Origin of the sequence: Citrobacter sp. Cpo030 (assembly GCF_030333005.1) — a bacterium.
GTDB classification, from domain to species: domain Bacteria; phylum Pseudomonadota; class Gammaproteobacteria; order Enterobacterales; family Enterobacteriaceae; genus Citrobacter; species Citrobacter portucalensis.
Genome location: NZ_JAOWGT010000068.1, coordinates 20,529 through 35,989, shown reverse-complemented (window position 1 = coordinate 35,989; position 15,461 = coordinate 20,529). Strand labels below are relative to the sequence as shown.

Genomic DNA, 15,461 nt, shown 5'->3' with positions numbered 1-15,461 from the left:
CCGGATAAGGCGTAGCCGCCATCCGGCACAAGCGATGCCGCTCCGTAGGCCGGATAAGGCATAGCCGCCATCCGGCACAACAAAAAATCAGTTCTGCAACACCGACGACACCAGCAACTGGGTATATGGATGATGCGGATCGTCGAGCACGCGATCGGTTAACCCACTTTCCACCACCTGACCTTGCTTCATCACCAGCAAACGGTTGGCCAGCAGGCGTGCGACGCCCAAATCGTGGGTGACAATCACTACCGCCAGATCCAGTTCCACCACCAGGCCGCGCAGCAGGTCCAGCAGTTTGGCCTGTACCGAAACGTCCAGCCCGCCGGTAGGTTCGTCCATAAACACCAGTTTGGGATGGGTGACGAGGTTGCGGGCAATCTGAAGGCGCTGCTGCATGCCGCCAGAAAAGGTGGTGGGCAGATCGTCGATACGCGAGGCAGGGATCTCTACCTCCTCCAGCCAGCGCTGAGCGGTGGCGCGGATGTCACCGTAGTGACGCGCGCCGGTGGCCATCAGGCGTTCGCCGATATTGCCGCCTGCGGAGACCTGACGGCGCAGGCCATCCAGCGGATGCTGATGCACCACGCCCCATTCGGTGCGCAGCAGACGGCGACGGTCGGCCTCGTTCATGTCGTACAGCGAACGGTTCTGATACAAAATCTCACCGCTCTGCGGCGTCAGCCGTGAAGAGATCGATTTCAGCAGCGTGGTTTTGCCGGAACCGGACTCGCCGACGATGCCCAGCACTTCGCCTGGCCACAGGTCAAAAGAGACATCGCTGAAGCCCTTGCCCGGCGCGTAGAGATGGGTCAGGTTGTTGACTGAAAGCAGCGGTTGCGTCATTTGCTGAGGGCCTCGCTCTGTTGGCGGCAGTAGTCGGTGTCGGAGCAGACAAACATGCGTTTGCCGGTGTCATCGAGCACCACTTCATCGAGATAGCTGTGGGTTGAGCCGCAGATGGCACAAGGCTCATCCCAGCTCTGCACGGTAAACGGGTGATCGTCGAAATCGAGGCTTTCCACGCGGGTGTAAGGTGGAACGGCATAGATACGCTTTTCGCGGCCAGCGCCAAACAGTTGCAGGGCCGGCATCATGTCCATCTTTGGATTGTCGAATTTCGGGATGGGCGACGGGTCCATGACGTAGCGGTCATTGACCTTCACCGGATAGGCGTAAGTGGTGGCGATATGGCCGAAGCGGGCGATATCTTCATACAGTTTCACCTGCATGATGCCGTACTCTTCCAGCGCGTGCATGGTACGAGTTTCCGTTTCACGCGGTTCGATAAAGCGCAGCGGCTCAGGGATCGGTACCTGGAAGATGATTATCTGATCTTCCACCAGCGGCGTTTCCGGGATGCGGTGGCGGGTCTGGATCAGCGTTGCATCTTCCGTACGCTCAGTGGTATTCACTCCGGTTACACGCTTGAAGAAATTACGAATCGACACGGCGTTAGTGGTGTCGTCTGCGCCCTGGTCAATCACCTTCAGCACGTCCGGCTCGCCAATCACGCTGGCGGTAAGCTGAATACCGCCGGTTCCCCAGCCGTAGGGCATCGGCATTTCACGTCCGCCAAACGGGACCTGGTAACCCGGGATTGCCACCGCTTTCAGAATTGCGCGGCGGATCATGCGTTTGGTCTGCTCATCAAGATAGGCAAAGTTGTAGCCGGAGAGGTTAGTGGTCACGGGTGGCCTCCTGTTGCAGGCGTTTGAGCAGTTCCAGTTCGGCCTGGAAATCGACGTAATGGGGAAGTTTGAGGTGCGAAACAAAACCCGCCGCCTCGACGTTATCCGCATGCGCCAGCACGAACTCTTCGTCCTGCGCCGGTCCTGTGACCGTTTCATCGTATTCGGCTGCCTGTAGAGCGCGGTCCACCAGCGCCATCGCCATCGCTTTACGTTCGCTCATACCGAACACCAGCCCGTAGCCGCGGGTGAAATGGGGGGATTCGTTTTCTGGTGCGACAAACCCATTGACCATTTCACATTCGGTCATCAGCAGTTCGCCGACGTTCACCGCAAATCCCAGCTCTTCCGGTACGGTTTCCAGTGCCACATAGCCGCTACGAATTTCGGCGGCAAACGGGTGGTTGCGCCCGTAGCCGCGCTGGGTGGAGTAGGCCAGCGCCAGCAAATAGCCTTCGTCGCCGCGCATCAGCTGCTGCAGACGTGAAGCGCGTGAGCAGGGGTAAACCGGCGGCGTGCGGGTGATGTCGTCGGGTGTCGCGCCATCATCCTCTTCACGCTTTGCCAGTCCCTGGTTGGCCAGAAGGGAAAAGACGTGTGGGGAGGCATCCTGCGCGCCGTCTGCGCTGCGTAGAGGCGGCGTTTCGCCATTGGCCAGCAGGGTAAAATCCAGCAGGCGATGGGTGTAATCATAGGTTGGTCCCAACAGCTGCCCGCCGGGAATATCCTTGTAGACCGCCGAGATTCGGCGCTCAAGGCGCATCTCTGCGCTGTTAACCGGTTCACTGACCGCCACTTTTGCCAGCGTAGTGCGGTAGGCGCGGAGCAAGAAGATGGCTTCGACGTTATCACCGCTGGCCTGCTTCAGCGCCAGCGCCGCCAGTTCGCGGTCGGCGATGCCGCCTTCGGTCATCACCCGGTCAACGGCCAGGTTCATCTGCTGTTCGATTTGTGCCACGCTCAGTTCAGCAATGGTCTCATCGCCCCGGCGTCGGTTTTCCTGTAGGGCGTGGGCGTTGGCTATCGCCTTTTCGCCCCCTTTGACGGCGACGTACATCAGCACACCTCCACATGGGTGGTTCGCGGAATAGCCAGCAGGCGTTCACCGCAGGTGAGGATCAAATCGACCCCCAGTGGGAACGGGTGCGGGCGTTCGGTGAGTTCGTGAATCAGGCATTCCGGCAGCTGTGGCGCGATCATGCGCTCTTCGGCAATGCCCGCACCGGTCAGACGCAGCATACGTCCGCCGCTTAAGCCTGCGACCTGCACAATCAGCGTGGCGCTGGTCTCTGGCGCGACGGCTGAACCGGCGGAGAGGGCGTTAAGCTGTTCGCTGCTGATGCGCTCGTCGGCGACGGCAAAGGCCGCCAGCTGCGGCTGATCCACCAGCGGCGCGTTGGTATGAAAACGCAGGTTCTGGCGGGCAATATCGTTATCCATCGACGGCGCCAGCCAGACCGGCGTGTCGCCATCGACCAGGGTCAGCAGCACGCTGGTGGTCGCCAGACCCAGCGGCTGCCAGCCGTGTTTCAGTTGATGCAGGGCGACGATTACGCCCGGTTCGCTCATGGCTTTCAGCAGGCGACGAAAGCTCTGCTGAGCATCCTGAACGGGTAAATTAAAAGCGGTCTGTAAAGTCATGCGTTATCTCCGCGTACCAGCGTGAAGAAGTCGACCCGGCTGGCGTTGACTTCGGCACGGCGTGCGTTAATCAGCGCATCGCGTTCCGCTTCCAGCGGGGCAATTAAGGTTTCCATTAGGTTCTGGAAATGCGTTTGTTCCTGCAGCAGCGCGTCAATCACCGCGCACTGCTCGGCATGTTGTTTGTTGCGTCCCAGCAGGTAGCTGTAACCCAGCGTGCCGCTCTTCAGGCGTACCACTGCGCGGGTAAGGGTGGTGTCACCGGCAAAGAAGCGGTTGCCGGTACCGCCCATACGGGCCTGGATCTGCATCAGTCCGCTTTCCGAAGCGCGGATAAGTTCATAGTCCGGCGTCAGCTTGAGCGCGGTGATGCGGGCGTTCAGGACATCGGCATTGCTGTATGCCAGCGCGCGCATCCAGCGCTGGCGGGTGGCGGTATCGAAATGCATTCAGTGCTCCATAGTGAATTCGATCATGTCGGCGCGGGTCAGGCTGACGGAGTATTCCGCCGCGTGTTCTTCGCCTTCACGGTGGTTCAGGGTGCGCACGCACAGCAGCGGCGCCATATTGGGGATTTCCAGCACCTTGCTCTCTTTGGCCTGCGCACGGCGGGCGCTGATGCGCGTTTGCGTGCGTAGCAGCCTCAGACCGGACTGTTCGCGCAGGTAGTCATGCAGCGAACCGCTGTTGAAGCCTTGCAGCAGCGGCCACAGCGAGAGGTCGGAAAAATAGTGGTCGATCTGGCACAGTGCGATGCCGTTAACCCGGCGCAGGGTGCGCAGGTGAATCACGTTATCGCCCTCGTTTATGCTGAGCGCATCGGCAATGTGGCTGGAGGCCGGACGCAGCACCGCCAGCAGTTTTTCGCTGGTGGGATGGCTGCCCTGGTCCAGCAGATTCTGACTAAAGCGCGCCTGGGCATTAAGCGGGTAATCGAACGGGCGCATCAGCACCAGCACGCCGACGCCCTGACGACGCTGAACCCAACCGCGTTCAACCAACTGGTCAATGGCGCGGCGCAGGGTGTGGCGGTTTACCTCGTAGCGCGCGGCAAGCTGATGCTCGGCGGGCAGATAGTCACCGCAGCGATAATGTTGACGTAGCTCCTGCTCAAGTCTCGCGGCAATTTCCTGATAACGCGTTGGATAACTGGTCGGATGTGTAGACAAGTGCATAGCAATCAATGCCTCGCTAATCAGATAAAGTGCTTACGCAAACGCTGGGAAAGAAAATCCAGCAGGCTGACGGTGACGATGATTAACACCATCAGGGCGCAGGTTTGCTGGAACTGAAAGCCGCGAATCGCTTCCCATAAGGTCACGCCAATACCGCCTGCACCCACCATTCCGACCACCGTGGCCGAGCGAACGTTGGATTCAAAGCGATACAGCGAGTAGGAGATAAGCAGCGGCATGACCTGCGGCAGAACGCCGTACAGAATCTCTTCAATTTTGTTGGCACCGGTGGCGCGAATGCCTTCTACCGGACCTGGCTCAATAGCTTCTACTGCTTCGGAAAGCAGCTTGGAGAGTACCCCGGTAGTGTGGATAAACAGCGCCATCACCCCGGCGAATGGGCCTAACCCGACGGCGACCACGAACAGCATGGCGAAGACCATTTCATTGATGGCGCGGCAGGCGTCCATCAGGCGACGCATCGGCTGGTAAATCCACCACGGGACCAGGTTATCGGCGCACATCAGGCCGAAGGGGATCGACAGCACAACGGCGAGGGCGGTACCCCAGACGGCAATTTGCAGAGTGACGGCCATTTCACCGAGATAGTCCTGCCACTGGCTGAAGTCCGGCGGGAAGAAGTCGGCGGCGAAGGTCGCCATATTGCCGGAATCCTGGATTAGCGTGAGCGGAGCCATTTCGGCACCTTTCCACGAGACTACCAGTACGGCGAGAAGAATGGCCCAGCTCAGCAACGAGAACCAGCTACGTTTGGGCGGGGCGACGGTGATGGTTTGCATGTTTAGCTCCTGGGTGTCGATGTTTCGGGTCTGTTGTAGGCCGGATAAGGTGCTGGCACCGCCATCCGGCATGTAATCCTTTGCATTGCCTGATGGCGCTGCGCTTATCAGGCCTACAATTTGGGCACCAGGGTTACTGCACCGCTTTGGTGACGCTGGTCATAGCGCCCAGTGCGGCGGTCAGACGGTCAAGGTCATCGAGCTGCGCTTTCAGCACCGAGGTTTTGCTGGTTTTCTCTTCCTCGTTCAGCCCTTTGTTGTCCTTCACACCCTGCATCTCTTTAAACAGCGCCAGCTGGCGAATCGGCACCAGTTGCAGATCGCTGGAGGCGCGGAACGGTGCCCATCCCAGGCGTTCCAGTACGGTTTTCTGTTCCGGTGTTTTTCCGTAATTCATAAAGAAGTCGTACACCTTGTCCTTGGTGGTTTCGGAAAGGTTTTTACGCCAGACGATCGGATCGCCCGGGATCAGTGGCGACTTCCAGATAACCTTCAGCTCTTTCAGTTTTTCCGGCGCGGAAGTTTTCAGCTTGTCGAGGTTTTCGGTGTTGTTGGTGGCGACATCGACCTGCTTGTTGGCGACGGCCAGCGCGTTGGTTTCGTGTCCGGCGTTAACGGTGCGTTTGAAGTCGCTGGCGGAGATGTTGTTTTTGGCGAAGACGTAGTAGCCGGGGACGAGGAAGCCTGACGTTGAGTTAGGATCGCCGTTGCCGAAGGTCAGATCCTTACGTTTAGCGATCAGATCGTTCAGGTTATTGATCGGACTGTCTTTGTTAACGATCAACACGCTCCAGTAACCCGGGGATCCGTCGGCGGCGACGGTCTGGGCAAACACTTGTCCGTTAGCGCGATCCACCGCTTCCATTGCCGAGAGGTTGCCGTACCAGGCGATATCAACTTTGTTAAAGCGCATTCCCTGGATGATCCCGGCGTAGTCCGGGGCGAAGAAGGCGTTCACTTTCACGCCCAGTGATTTTTCCATGTCCTTCAGGAACGGTTCCCACTGCGGCTTCAGGTTTTGCTGTGATTCGGTCGAAATAATGCCAAAGTTCAGCGCTTTTTCCTGCTCTTCGGCATGGGCCGGGGTGAGCAGTGTGCTGAGACTAAACATGCTGGTGAAGGCCAGCGCGGCAATTGTTCTATAACTCATTTCCATTCCTCATTGTGGGGATGTCAGGCAGCCTGCGCGCTCTGTTCGATGCGGTTCATGCTGCGGTAGAGATGGTCAAAACGATCGTTATCAAAATGCTGGCTGCTGCCATCAAAGAAGACGTTGCCCTGGCGCAGCGCGACGATGCGTTCGCAGTAGCGCAGGGCGTAATCCACCTGATGCAGCGTGACGACCACGGTGATGCCGTCGGTCTGGTTTATGTCGCGTAGGGTGTCCATCACGATGCGGGCGGATTCCGGGTCCAGCGAGGCTATCGGCTCGTCGGCGAGGATCACTTTGGCCTGCTGCATCAGTGCGCGGGCGATTGCGACACGCTGCTGCTGACCGCCCGAAAGCGTGGAAACGCGCTGGTATGCAAAGTGCGCCATGCCCACGCGGGTCAGCGCCTGTAATGCACGCTGTTTTTGTTCCTGGCTAAACCAGCTAAAACAGGTACGCCAGAATGGCGTGCTGCCGAGCGCGCCAATCAGGACGTTCTCCAGCACCGTCAGGCGGTTCACCAGATTGAACTGCTGGAAGATGTAGCCGGTGTGGGCGCGGCTTTTGCGGATATCGCGCGCCAGGCGGCCTTCATGTTGAACGGTGCGGCCCAGCAGCTCGACGCGGCTACCGGGGGATTTATCACCGGTGATCAAACCGCTTAAATGACGTAAAAGGGTGGATTTGCCGGAGTCAGACGGCCCAAGCAGAGCCACCATCTCACCGGAACAGATGTTCAGATCAACCGCATTGAGCGCCTGATGTTGATTGAAGGACTTGGAGAGTTTCTCGACGCGAATAATCGTTTGCATGATGCGGCCTCCCTAAAAAAGTGGCCCCATCGTGGCGGATTAATGTGACGTTTTCGTTAAGGGATGGTTACTCGACGATGAAGAGTTGAGCGCTATTTGATGACAGTACGGGAGGGCTGGCCTCCCGTTGGATTACTCTGTAGGGGGTTGCTGTTGTTTGACGACGTTGATCATCCACGGCACGCCATACTGGTCGCTCACTTTACCGAAACCGTGGGCCCAGAAGGTTTCCTGCCAGTCCATTTCGATTTTTCCGTTTGCTGCCAGGTTATCAAACCAGCGTTTGCCTTCATCGACGTTTTGCGTGTCGAGCACCAGCGTGAAGCCAGAGTAGTGAGCATTTCCGTCCGGGGCGCTATCGCTCATCATGATGTCACTGCCCGCAACGCGCAGGTTGGCGTGGGCGATGGCGGTGTCGGGGAATTTCATGCCTGAAGGGCAACCATCTTCGCTTTCCTGCGCCGATTTGGGCATTTCACCGAAGTTGATTTTGTAGAGTAGCTCAGCGCCTAACGTTTTTTGATAGTAGGCGATAGCGTCAGCGCAGTTGCCTGCAAAGGAGATATAGGGACTTAACGGCATAATCTTTACCTCAGGTAAAAGAAGCCAATTAAGTGTAGTTAGCGTCTGCAAAAATAAACCAGGCGGGAAGTATGAGCTTCCCGCCTGGCAGAAGAGCTGGTGTTGACCTGATTAGCGTCGCGCTATCAGGCAAATTGCATCAGTTCTTTTTCACAAACTCAGATTTCAGCTTCATTGGGCCAAAGCCATCGATTTTGCAATCGATGTTGTGGTCGCCTTCAACCAGACGAATGTTTTTCACTTTGGTACCGATCTTCAGCATGGAAGAGCTACCTTTTACTTTCAGATCTTTCACGACGGTAACGCTGTCGCCGTCAGCCAGCAGGTTGCCGTTGGCATCTTTAACGATCAGTTCGTCGCTGTCCTGCGCCGGTTCAGCATCGTTCCATTCGTGAGCGCATTCCGGGCAGATGAACATGCCGTTATCTTCGTAAGTGTATTCGGAGTTGCATTGCGGGCAGTGTGGTAATGACATGTGGATTTCCTCAAAAGTCAGCAGGGGCAAATGCGCCCAAAAAATGGCAGATTGCCGAAAAAGGCCGCAATTATACATAAAATCCCTGCTTTTGTCGGGACTACTGCGTGATTACGCAAAATGATCTGCTGTAAAGACCCTCTGCTTTCACCTCAATGAAAGTATGGCGGAATATTTTTTAAGGGAAATTGCTACGCTTAGATATTTAAGATAAGGTGAGGCGAAATATCTGATATTCATAGGTAACATTGCTTAGAAATGCCTAAGTCATTGTGATTGAATATCATTGAACCCCTTAAATTTAGTAGGGGGATTCCGCTGGCATTTTTTAAAACTGAACTACGCTGTTTATCTTTCTTACTTATTTTCATAAGTGAGAGGCATCAGGCCAGCGGTTATACACCAAATTTATTTTAATAATATCAATTGGTTGTTTTGATTTTAATTATTTCTATACGTAATTATAAAAGCCAAAAAATCTATAAATAAAACGATTGGGCTAAATAAAAGCAATGCCATTTGCGTTAAGGAAAAATTTTCCATGCACACACAGACAATATATGAATTAAGTCAGGAAGCGGAACGCTTGCTGATGCTCTCGCTTGAACATCTCAGGCAATTGCAAAAATTGCCCGTGACCTCGTTGGATGATGTCGCGCTAAAACAAGGAGAGCATAGCAGTCAGGTTGTTCAGCCCCTGCATTTCAGCGCGCGTGGCATGGATGTCCAGCAAGCAACGCTCAATAATGAGCTGCGCAAGATTACGCGTCTGGAAATGGTGCTGGCGATTGTTGGCACGATGAAAGCGGGAAAATCGACGACGATTAATGCCATTGTAGGTACAGAAGTTTTACCTAATCGTAATCGCCCCATGACGGCGTTACCAACGCTAATACGCCATACGCCGGGGCAGAAAGAGCCGGTGCTGCATTTTTCACATGTCGCGCCGATCGATGCCTTAATGAAGGTTTTGCAGCAACGCGTGCGCGAGTGCGATCGCCTGCGTCTTACGCAGACCCTGGAAATTGACAAGGATATGAATGTCCTGCTGCAACATATTGAAAATGGTGTGGCATTTGAACGGTATTATCTTGGCGCACAGCCTATTTTCCATTGTCTTAAAAGCCTCAACGACCTGGTGCGCCTGTCAAAAGCATTGGATGTTGATTTTCCTTTTGCTGCCTATGCTGCGATTGAGCATATTCCGGTTATTGAGGTTGAATTTGTCCATTTGGCTGGACAGGCAAGCTACCCAGGGCAATTAACGCTGCTGGATACGCCGGGGCCGAACGAGGCGGGACAACCGCACTTACAAAAAATGCTCAATGAACAGCTGGTGCGGGCCTCTGCGGTGCTGGCGGTGTTGGATTACACCCAACTGAAATCGATTTCCGATGAGGAAGTGCGTCAGGCGATTATGGCGGTCGGCAAGTCAGTTCCTCTGTATGCGCTGGTGAACAAGTTCGATCAGAAAGACCGCAACAGTGACGATGAAGACCAGGTGCGGGCGTTGATTTCCGGCACATTGATGCAAGGCGGAATCGCCCCTGAAAGAATTTATCCGGTCTCCTCAATGTGGGGCTATCTGGCAAACAGGGCGCGTCATGAGCTGGCGACGCGCGGGCGACTGCCGGATCATCAGGAGCAACGTTGGGTGCAGGATTTTGCCGAAGCGGCGCTTGGCAGACGCTGGCGCACCACCGATCTTGACGATACGGAACACATCCGCCATGCCGCCGACCTGTTGTGGGAAGACTCGCTGTTTGAACAGCCGATCCAGAAAGTGATCCACGCCGCTTATGCTAATGCTTCGTTGTATGCGCTTCGCTCTGCGTCACATAAGTTATTGAACTATGCACAAAGCGTGCACGAATATCTGGAATTTCGCGCCCACGGGTTAACGGTCGCCTATGACAAACTGCGGCTGAACATCACGCATATTGAAGAGGATATGCAGCAGTTAGAAGTGAGCCAGGGGCGGGTGAGCGATGAAGTCAGCCATGAAGTAGAACTGGCGCTGGAGGCTGCCGCTGCCTATCTCAGTGAGCAACAGACTGAGATTCTTTGCGGTATCAATACGTTCTTTGTCAAAGATAACGTCCTGATGATGTCACAACACGGTCTGGGGAATGCTGTGAATACGGCAGAAATGGCCGGAGAGATGTTGGTGCTGCATGATGAAGGGCAGGCGAAAATCGTGTTAGATAAAATTCGCTCATCCTGTGAGGGGGTATTGCTGGCGGCGCAGGAAAGCATCAGCCGGGACTTAGCCCTGCGTTTTGAACAGCTTGAGTCGACTCTCTCCCGGGCGCTAAATGACGCGATGCGGCCAATTGAGCAAAGGGTGAAAGAGGAGCTAAACCACGCCGGTTTTCGTGCGCGGATCCGTTTTCCAGCGTTCCATACGGCGATGTTTAATTTCAATACCCGCCAATTGTTTAACGAGGCCATTGAGCAGGATATCCCGGCAGAAAATGCGCCGTCTACTGGCGGTGTGGTGCGTGACACTTTCTCTCGTTGGCTAAATCAACCCAACTGGGGATGGAATGATTACGTCGAAACAAAAACGCGTTATCTCATTGATATGGGCGCATTGCATAAAAACCTTGTGCAGTACGTCTCCCAGTTTTGCCAACAAATTCGTAAAGCTTTAGCTGCTCAGGTCGATATCTCCGTTACGGCTGGCATGGCCACATTTTTTGCTGATTTCTCTCTGTGCCTGGCGCAATTGCAGGCGAGTCTGAGTGAGAGCCTGACGCTACGCCAACAAAATGAATCGGCGGTGAATGCAATGAATGAGCAATTGCAGCAGCGCATTACGATTGCGGCATGGCTTTATGAAGATTCCCGATTGCTGCGTGACGATATCAATACCCTTTTTGCAACCGAGCACACATGACTAACGTTTTACTGGAAGGCCCCGGGAGGACGCTGGAGTGTGTCTACCCGAAGTTTATGGTCGATCTGGTTCAGGGAGATGAAACCAAACGTTCCGGCGGTTTTCTGCAACAGCAGAAGCGGCTGCGTGCGCGTCTGACGCAGGAAGTGTTATCCCAAACGCAACTGCGTGCGTGGGTGATGGCGGGAGTGTCCAGCGAGCATCTGGTGATGCGCCTTAAGCTGGTGGAGAAGCTGGCAGGCATGATTGACCCGGGTCATCTGGCGCTGGTACGGATCGCCGAAGGGCTAATGTTTTTGCAACAAACAGAACACCCGCGTGGGCTTTCAACCCCCGGTCTTTTACAGCAAATAAATTCACTGACTGATTGGTTTACCCAACGCGCGGCGTATAAAGAGAAGGCGCTGACCCAGCGCGGCCTGACGGTTCAGGCGGGCGAGCATAGCGAACAAATTTTTACCCGCTGGCGGGCTGGCGCGTATGACGGCTGGTCGTTACCAGGACGCTGTTTTGTTGCGCTGGAGGAGCTACGTTGGGGAGCTTTTGGTGATGCCTGCCGGTTAGCGAATGCCGATGTGGTGTTAATGCTAAAAGACAACCTGCGAACCATGGCTGCTCAGGCATTGGCGGACAGCGTGAATGCAGCGCCCGCTACGCGTCATTACTATCATCATTGGCTCAGCACGCCAGCTGTCGGCGGATCGGGCGAGTATAACGATATGCTGAGCTGGCTGGGGAGCTGGTGCGATGCGCAACGTCATCCTGTGAGCTGGTCGGTGACGCAGCGTTGGCAAAATGTGGCGCTGGGAATGCCGCGATTGTGTTCGGCAAAGCGGCTGGTCGATGCGATGGTTGAGGAGATTTTTGCACCGACCCTGCTCGTCAATTGAGCAGGGCTGGTGAGTAGGATAAAGGCAGGTTTAGTGGTGCAGAGAGTCTGCCGGGGTGGCCACTGCTTCGTTGGCGACCAGGTTTTTATTAAAACGTTTGGCGTACAGCGCGGTGATAATCGGCACCAGAATGGCGGTGACAATTACGCTGGCGGCAACCAGCGCCGTAGCGGATGCGGCAACCGGTTCGAACGCCGGGTTAATCTGGGCGATAATCACCGGGTTTGCTACCGCAGCACCTGCTGCTGAGGAGGCTGCGACGCCTGCCGTACCGTTCCCGCCACCAATAACACGGTCAGCAATAATCAGCGGAATACCGGTGATGACGATAACCGCGACGCCCAGCAGGATACCCAGCAGACCGGTATCAACGATCACGCTCAGGTTAATAGTGTTACCCAACGCGAAGCCGAAGAACGGGATCAGCACCGGTGTGGCTTTGCTGAAGAAAGAACGCAGGTCGTGATCCAGGTTGCCTAACGTAAAACCAATCAGGAACGGTAATACCGCGCCGATGAAATGGTGTGGCTCGAAGGAGGCCAGACCCGCGGAGCCGAGGATCACCATGGTCATTAACGGACCGGATTCCAGAGACATCAACACAAATGCGCCGGACTCTTCTTTGGTGCCGTACTGGTTCATCAGGCTGGCGTACAAACCACCGTTGGTCATGTCCATTGCGGAGACAATTGCCAAAACTGAGAGGCCTGCAAAGAACCCGGTTTGAATACCGGTATCAGGAATAAATGAAGCAGCAATCATTGCCACTACCCACGCTACGGCTATTTTGGTTATTACCAGCGTACCGGACTTGCGTAATACCGTACCGGTCGCCCGTAAATCAATAGATGCGCCGATACAAAAAAACCACACTGCCAGAATCGGTACCGTTCCGCTGATCATTCCTTTGGTAAACGAACCGAAATACGCACCGGTATCCGGGGCTAACGTATTTAACACTGCGCCTAATAACAGAGGAATCAACATCATTCCGCCGGGGATGCGTTCAATCGTGGCTTTAATTTTCATAAACGTCCTCATGTCTTGTCGCTGCTAAAACTCGCGCAAGAGGGTAAAAATTAATAAATTCAAATGGTTACTGGTGTTTCTTAACAAAGAAAATCGCTATCTCTTTGTTTTATAAAATCTAACGCGGCATACGTTGAGCGTGTTGCTGCTCCCAGGGATATTGCGTCTGGAATTAGTTTGCATTCATGGGAACATTGATTCAATCAAAATAAAACGATGTTTTAGTTATCTTCATCACATATTCCGAGCAAAAGTTCTCGGTCGCTCTGATTATTAAAAAAGCTGTGATCTTTTTGTGAAGGGATTAGGTGGTTTTTTTGCTAGCAGAATAATAGTGACCGTTGTGATTGTTGGTGCAATAAAGCGATTTATTTTTGTATTTAATTGTCATTAAATCGCAAGCATTACATGTAAAAAAGCTGACTAAGAATGACCTAATTTACGCATGTTGACGAAATGAAAAACTATATGTGAAGTTGATCACAAATTTAAACGCTGTTAGGGTAAAGAGGTCATTAACCGCCCAATCAGGCGTCAACAGGTTCGGTTGTACTGTGCGTTTCTCGTCAGTGTAAGTAAACCTGCTACGCTTGTTACAGGGAATGCGCCTGTGCGTTCCCCGCTCGGTGATGACCCTGACGCATGGGCGTTGGGGGACTCGAACTGGAGCGTGACAGGGCTAAGTCTATGAGGACGAGTATGCTAAAAAGGAAAAAAATAAAACCAATAACGCTGCGCGACGTTACCATCATTGATGACGGTAAATTGCGAAAAGCCATTACCGCAGCGTCGTTAGGTAATGCGATGGAGTGGTTCGATTTTGGTGTTTATGGATTTGTTGCTTACGCATTAGGTAAAGTGTTCTTCCCGGGGGCTGACCCCAGCGTGCAGATGGTTGCCGCACTCGCCACCTTCTCTGTTCCCTTTCTGATTCGACCGCTTGGCGGATTGTTCTTCGGTATGCTTGGCGATAAATATGGTCGCCAGAAGATACTCGCTATCACCATTGTGATTATGTCGATCAGTACCTTCTGTATCGGCCTTATTCCCTCGTATGCCTCAATTGGTATCTGGGCACCGATTCTGTTGTTGCTGTGTAAGATGGCGCAGGGGTTCTCGGTCGGCGGAGAGTATACCGGGGCATCGATTTTTGTCGCAGAGTACTCGCCAGACCGTAAGCGCGGATTTATGGGCAGTTGGCTGGACTTCGGCTCGATTGCCGGGTTTGTGCTGGGCGCGGGCGTGGTGGTCCTGATCTCAACTATCGTCGGCGAGGATAACTTCCTTGAGTGGGGCTGGCGTATTCCGTTCTTCCTGGCGCTACCGTTAGGGCTGATTGGTCTGTACCTGCGCCATGCGCTGGAAGAGACGCCGGCGTTCCAGCAGCACGTGGATAAACTGGAGCAGGGCGATCGTCAGGGTCTGCAGGAAGGTCCTAAGGTCTCGTTTAAAGAGATTGCAACTAAGCACTGGCGCAGCCTGTTGGCATGTGTTGGTCTGGTGATTGCCACCAACGTCACCTACTACATGCTGCTCACCTATATGCCGAGCTATCTGTCGCATAACCTGCATTACTCTGAAGACCACGGCGTGTTGATTATTATCGCCATCATGATTGGTATGCTGTTTGTGCAGCCGATTATGGGTTTGCTCAGCGACCGCTTCGGGCGTCGTCCGTTTGTGATCATGGGCAGTATTGCGCTGTTTGTGCTGGCGATTCCGGCATTTATTCTGATTAACAGTAACGTCATCGGCCTGATTTTCGCCGGATTGTTGATGTTGGCGGTGATCCTCAACTGCTTTACCGGGGTGATGGCGTCAACGTTACCAGCGATGTTCCCGACGCATATTCGCTACAGTGCGCTGGCCGCCGCGTTTAATATCTCGGTATTAATCGCCGGTCTGACTCCGACATTGGCCGCATGGCTGGTGGAAAGCTCGCAGAATCTGATGATGCCTGCTTATTATCTGATGGTGATTGCGGTAGTAGGTTTGATTACCGGCGTGACCATGAAAGAGACGGCTAATCAGCCGCTGAAAGGCGCGACACCTGCTGCTTCGGATATTCAGGAAGCGAAAGAGATCCTCGGCGAACACTACGATAACATTGAACAGAAAATCGAAGATATCGATCAGGAAATTGCTGAGCTACAGGTTAAGCGCACGCGTCTGGTGCAGCAGCATCCGCGTATTGAAGAGTAACGGTGTTATTGCCTGATGGCACTACGTTTATCAGGCCTACGGGCAGCGTTGTACTCAGTAGGCCGGATAAGGCGCTAGCCGCCATCCGGCGCATGGCCTGGACATTCGTGTTATT

15 protein-coding genes are annotated in these 15,461 nt (G+C 54.3%); 3 read left to right on the top strand and 12 right to left on the bottom strand.

Going from position 1 to position 15,461, the window contains the following annotated elements; all coding sequences use genetic code 11:
- Positions 1–87 precede the first annotated feature (87 nt).
- The 11 genes from phnK to OGY37_RS15095 all read right to left on the bottom strand — a co-directional run bounded on the left by phnK (position 88) and on the right by OGY37_RS15095 (position 8,326).
- Positions 88–846, bottom strand: coding sequence for a phosphonate C-P lyase system protein PhnK (gene phnK / locus OGY37_RS15145; RefSeq protein ID WP_286621143.1), 759 nt, complete (start codon positions 844–846; stop codon positions 88–90).
- Positions 843–1,634, bottom strand: coding sequence for an alpha-D-ribose 1-methylphosphonate 5-phosphate C-P-lyase PhnJ (phnJ, locus tag OGY37_RS15140; RefSeq protein WP_049259807.1), 792 nt, complete (start codon positions 1,632–1,634; stop codon positions 843–845). The genes phnK and phnJ overlap by 4 nt, the downstream gene beginning before the upstream one ends.
- Before the next feature lie 46 nt (positions 1,635–1,680).
- Positions 1,681–2,748: a carbon-phosphorus lyase complex subunit gene (locus OGY37_RS15135; RefSeq protein WP_003844770.1), complete on the bottom strand. Its 1,068-nt coding sequence runs from the start codon at positions 2,746–2,748 to the stop codon at positions 1,681–1,683.
- A complete protein-coding gene (phnH, locus tag OGY37_RS15130; RefSeq protein ID WP_003826715.1) occupies positions 2,748–3,332 on the bottom strand; it encodes a phosphonate C-P lyase system protein PhnH in 585 nt (194 codons plus the stop codon). Before phnH ends, OGY37_RS15135 begins: the two co-directional genes overlap by 1 nt.
- Positions 3,329–3,781 (bottom strand): phosphonate C-P lyase system protein PhnG, encoded by a 453-nt coding sequence (gene phnG / locus OGY37_RS15125; protein ID WP_286621141.1) that lies wholly within the window; start codon positions 3,779–3,781, stop codon positions 3,329–3,331. The genes phnH and phnG overlap by 4 nt, the downstream gene beginning before the upstream one ends.
- The gene (gene phnF, locus OGY37_RS15120; RefSeq protein ID WP_063941252.1) at positions 3,782–4,507 is read right to left on the bottom strand and encodes a phosphonate metabolism transcriptional regulator PhnF; all 726 of its coding nucleotides are present in this window, start codon (positions 4,505–4,507) and stop codon (positions 3,782–3,784) included.
- 20 nt (positions 4,508–4,527) lie between these two features.
- On the bottom strand, positions 4,528–5,307 hold the full coding sequence (phnE, locus tag OGY37_RS15115; protein ID WP_016155398.1) for a phosphonate ABC transporter, permease protein PhnE: 780 nt from the start codon (positions 5,305–5,307) through the stop codon (positions 4,528–4,530).
- A gap of 133 nt (positions 5,308–5,440) precedes the next feature.
- Positions 5,441–6,457: a phosphonate ABC transporter substrate-binding protein gene (phnD, locus tag OGY37_RS15110; protein WP_003826724.1), complete on the bottom strand. Its 1,017-nt coding sequence runs from the start codon at positions 6,455–6,457 to the stop codon at positions 5,441–5,443.
- 23 nt (positions 6,458–6,480) lie between these two features.
- A complete protein-coding gene (gene phnC / locus OGY37_RS15105) occupies positions 6,481–7,269 on the bottom strand; it encodes a phosphonate ABC transporter ATP-binding protein (protein ID WP_286621140.1) in 789 nt (262 codons plus the stop codon).
- A 132-nt stretch (positions 7,270–7,401) separates the two neighbouring features.
- The gene (yjdN, locus tag OGY37_RS15100) at positions 7,402–7,851 is read right to left on the bottom strand and encodes a VOC family metalloprotein YjdN (RefSeq protein ID WP_048215105.1); all 450 of its coding nucleotides are present in this window, start codon (positions 7,849–7,851) and stop codon (positions 7,402–7,404) included.
- A 139-nt stretch (positions 7,852–7,990) separates the two neighbouring features.
- Entirely contained in the window at positions 7,991–8,326 is a 336-nt protein-coding gene (locus tag OGY37_RS15095; protein ID WP_003031835.1) for a zinc ribbon domain-containing protein YjdM, read from the bottom strand.
- Between the two features lie 541 nt (positions 8,327–8,867).
- On the opposite strand from OGY37_RS15095, the gene crfC reads away from it, so the two are divergent.
- Positions 8,868–11,225, top strand: coding sequence for a clamp-binding protein CrfC (crfC, locus tag OGY37_RS15090; RefSeq protein ID WP_286621139.1), 2,358 nt, complete (start codon positions 8,868–8,870; stop codon positions 11,223–11,225).
- On the top strand, positions 11,222–12,115 hold the full coding sequence (locus tag OGY37_RS15085; protein WP_048227455.1) for a diguanylate cyclase regulator RdcB family protein: 894 nt from the start codon (positions 11,222–11,224) through the stop codon (positions 12,113–12,115). Before crfC ends, OGY37_RS15085 begins: the two co-directional genes overlap by 4 nt.
- A 30-nt stretch (positions 12,116–12,145) precedes the next feature.
- On the opposite strand, the gene kdgT is transcribed toward OGY37_RS15085, so the two are convergent.
- Positions 12,146–13,144 (bottom strand): 2-keto-3-deoxygluconate transporter, encoded by a 999-nt coding sequence (gene kdgT / locus OGY37_RS15080; RefSeq protein WP_003826735.1) that lies wholly within the window; start codon positions 13,142–13,144, stop codon positions 12,146–12,148.
- Positions 13,145–13,843: 699 nt separating this feature from the next.
- Between kdgT and proP the strand changes: the two genes are divergently transcribed.
- Positions 13,844–15,346: a glycine betaine/L-proline transporter ProP gene (gene proP, locus OGY37_RS15075; protein WP_003826737.1), complete on the top strand. Its 1,503-nt coding sequence runs from the start codon at positions 13,844–13,846 to the stop codon at positions 15,344–15,346.
- Positions 15,347–15,461 lie beyond the last annotated feature (115 nt).

What these genes read in the sequence shown, in the direction of transcription:
- phnK (WP_286621143.1), bottom strand. Translation starts at nt 846, where the DNA reads ATGACGCAACCGCTGCTTTCAGTCAACAACCTGACCCATCTCTACGCG.
- phnJ (WP_049259807.1), bottom strand. Translation starts at nt 1,634, where the DNA reads ATGATCCGCCGCGCAATTCTGAAAGCGGTGGCAATCCCGGGTTACCAG.
- phnE (WP_016155398.1), bottom strand. Translation starts at nt 5,307, where the DNA reads ATGCAAACCATCACCGTCGCCCCGCCCAAACGTAGCTGGTTCTCGTTG.
- phnD (WP_003826724.1), bottom strand. Translation starts at nt 6,457, where the DNA reads ATGAGTTATAGAACAATTGCCGCGCTGGCCTTCACCAGCATGTTTAGT.
- OGY37_RS15095 (WP_003031835.1), bottom strand. Translation starts at nt 8,326, where the DNA reads ATGTCATTACCACACTGCCCGCAATGCAACTCCGAATACACTTACGAA.
- yjdN (WP_048215105.1), bottom strand. Translation starts at nt 7,851, where the DNA reads ATGCCGTTAAGTCCCTATATCTCCTTTGCAGGCAACTGCGCTGACGCT.
- crfC (WP_286621139.1), top strand. Translation starts at nt 8,868, where the DNA reads ATGCACACACAGACAATATATGAATTAAGTCAGGAAGCGGAACGCTTG.
- phnC (WP_286621140.1), bottom strand. Translation starts at nt 7,269, where the DNA reads ATGCAAACGATTATTCGCGTCGAGAAACTCTCCAAGTCCTTCAATCAA.
- phnF (WP_063941252.1), bottom strand. Translation starts at nt 4,507, where the DNA reads ATGCACTTGTCTACACATCCGACCAGTTATCCAACGCGTTATCAGGAA.
- OGY37_RS15085 (WP_048227455.1), top strand. Translation starts at nt 11,222, where the DNA reads ATGACTAACGTTTTACTGGAAGGCCCCGGGAGGACGCTGGAGTGTGTC.
- kdgT (WP_003826735.1), bottom strand. Translation starts at nt 13,144, where the DNA reads ATGAAAATTAAAGCCACGATTGAACGCATCCCCGGCGGAATGATGTTG.
- proP (WP_003826737.1), top strand. Translation starts at nt 13,844, where the DNA reads ATGCTAAAAAGGAAAAAAATAAAACCAATAACGCTGCGCGACGTTACC.
- OGY37_RS15135 (WP_003844770.1), bottom strand. Translation starts at nt 2,748, where the DNA reads ATGTACGTCGCCGTCAAAGGGGGCGAAAAGGCGATAGCCAACGCCCAC.
- phnH (WP_003826715.1), bottom strand. Translation starts at nt 3,332, where the DNA reads ATGACTTTACAGACCGCTTTTAATTTACCCGTTCAGGATGCTCAGCAG.
- phnG (WP_286621141.1), bottom strand. Translation starts at nt 3,781, where the DNA reads ATGCATTTCGATACCGCCACCCGCCAGCGCTGGATGCGCGCGCTGGCA.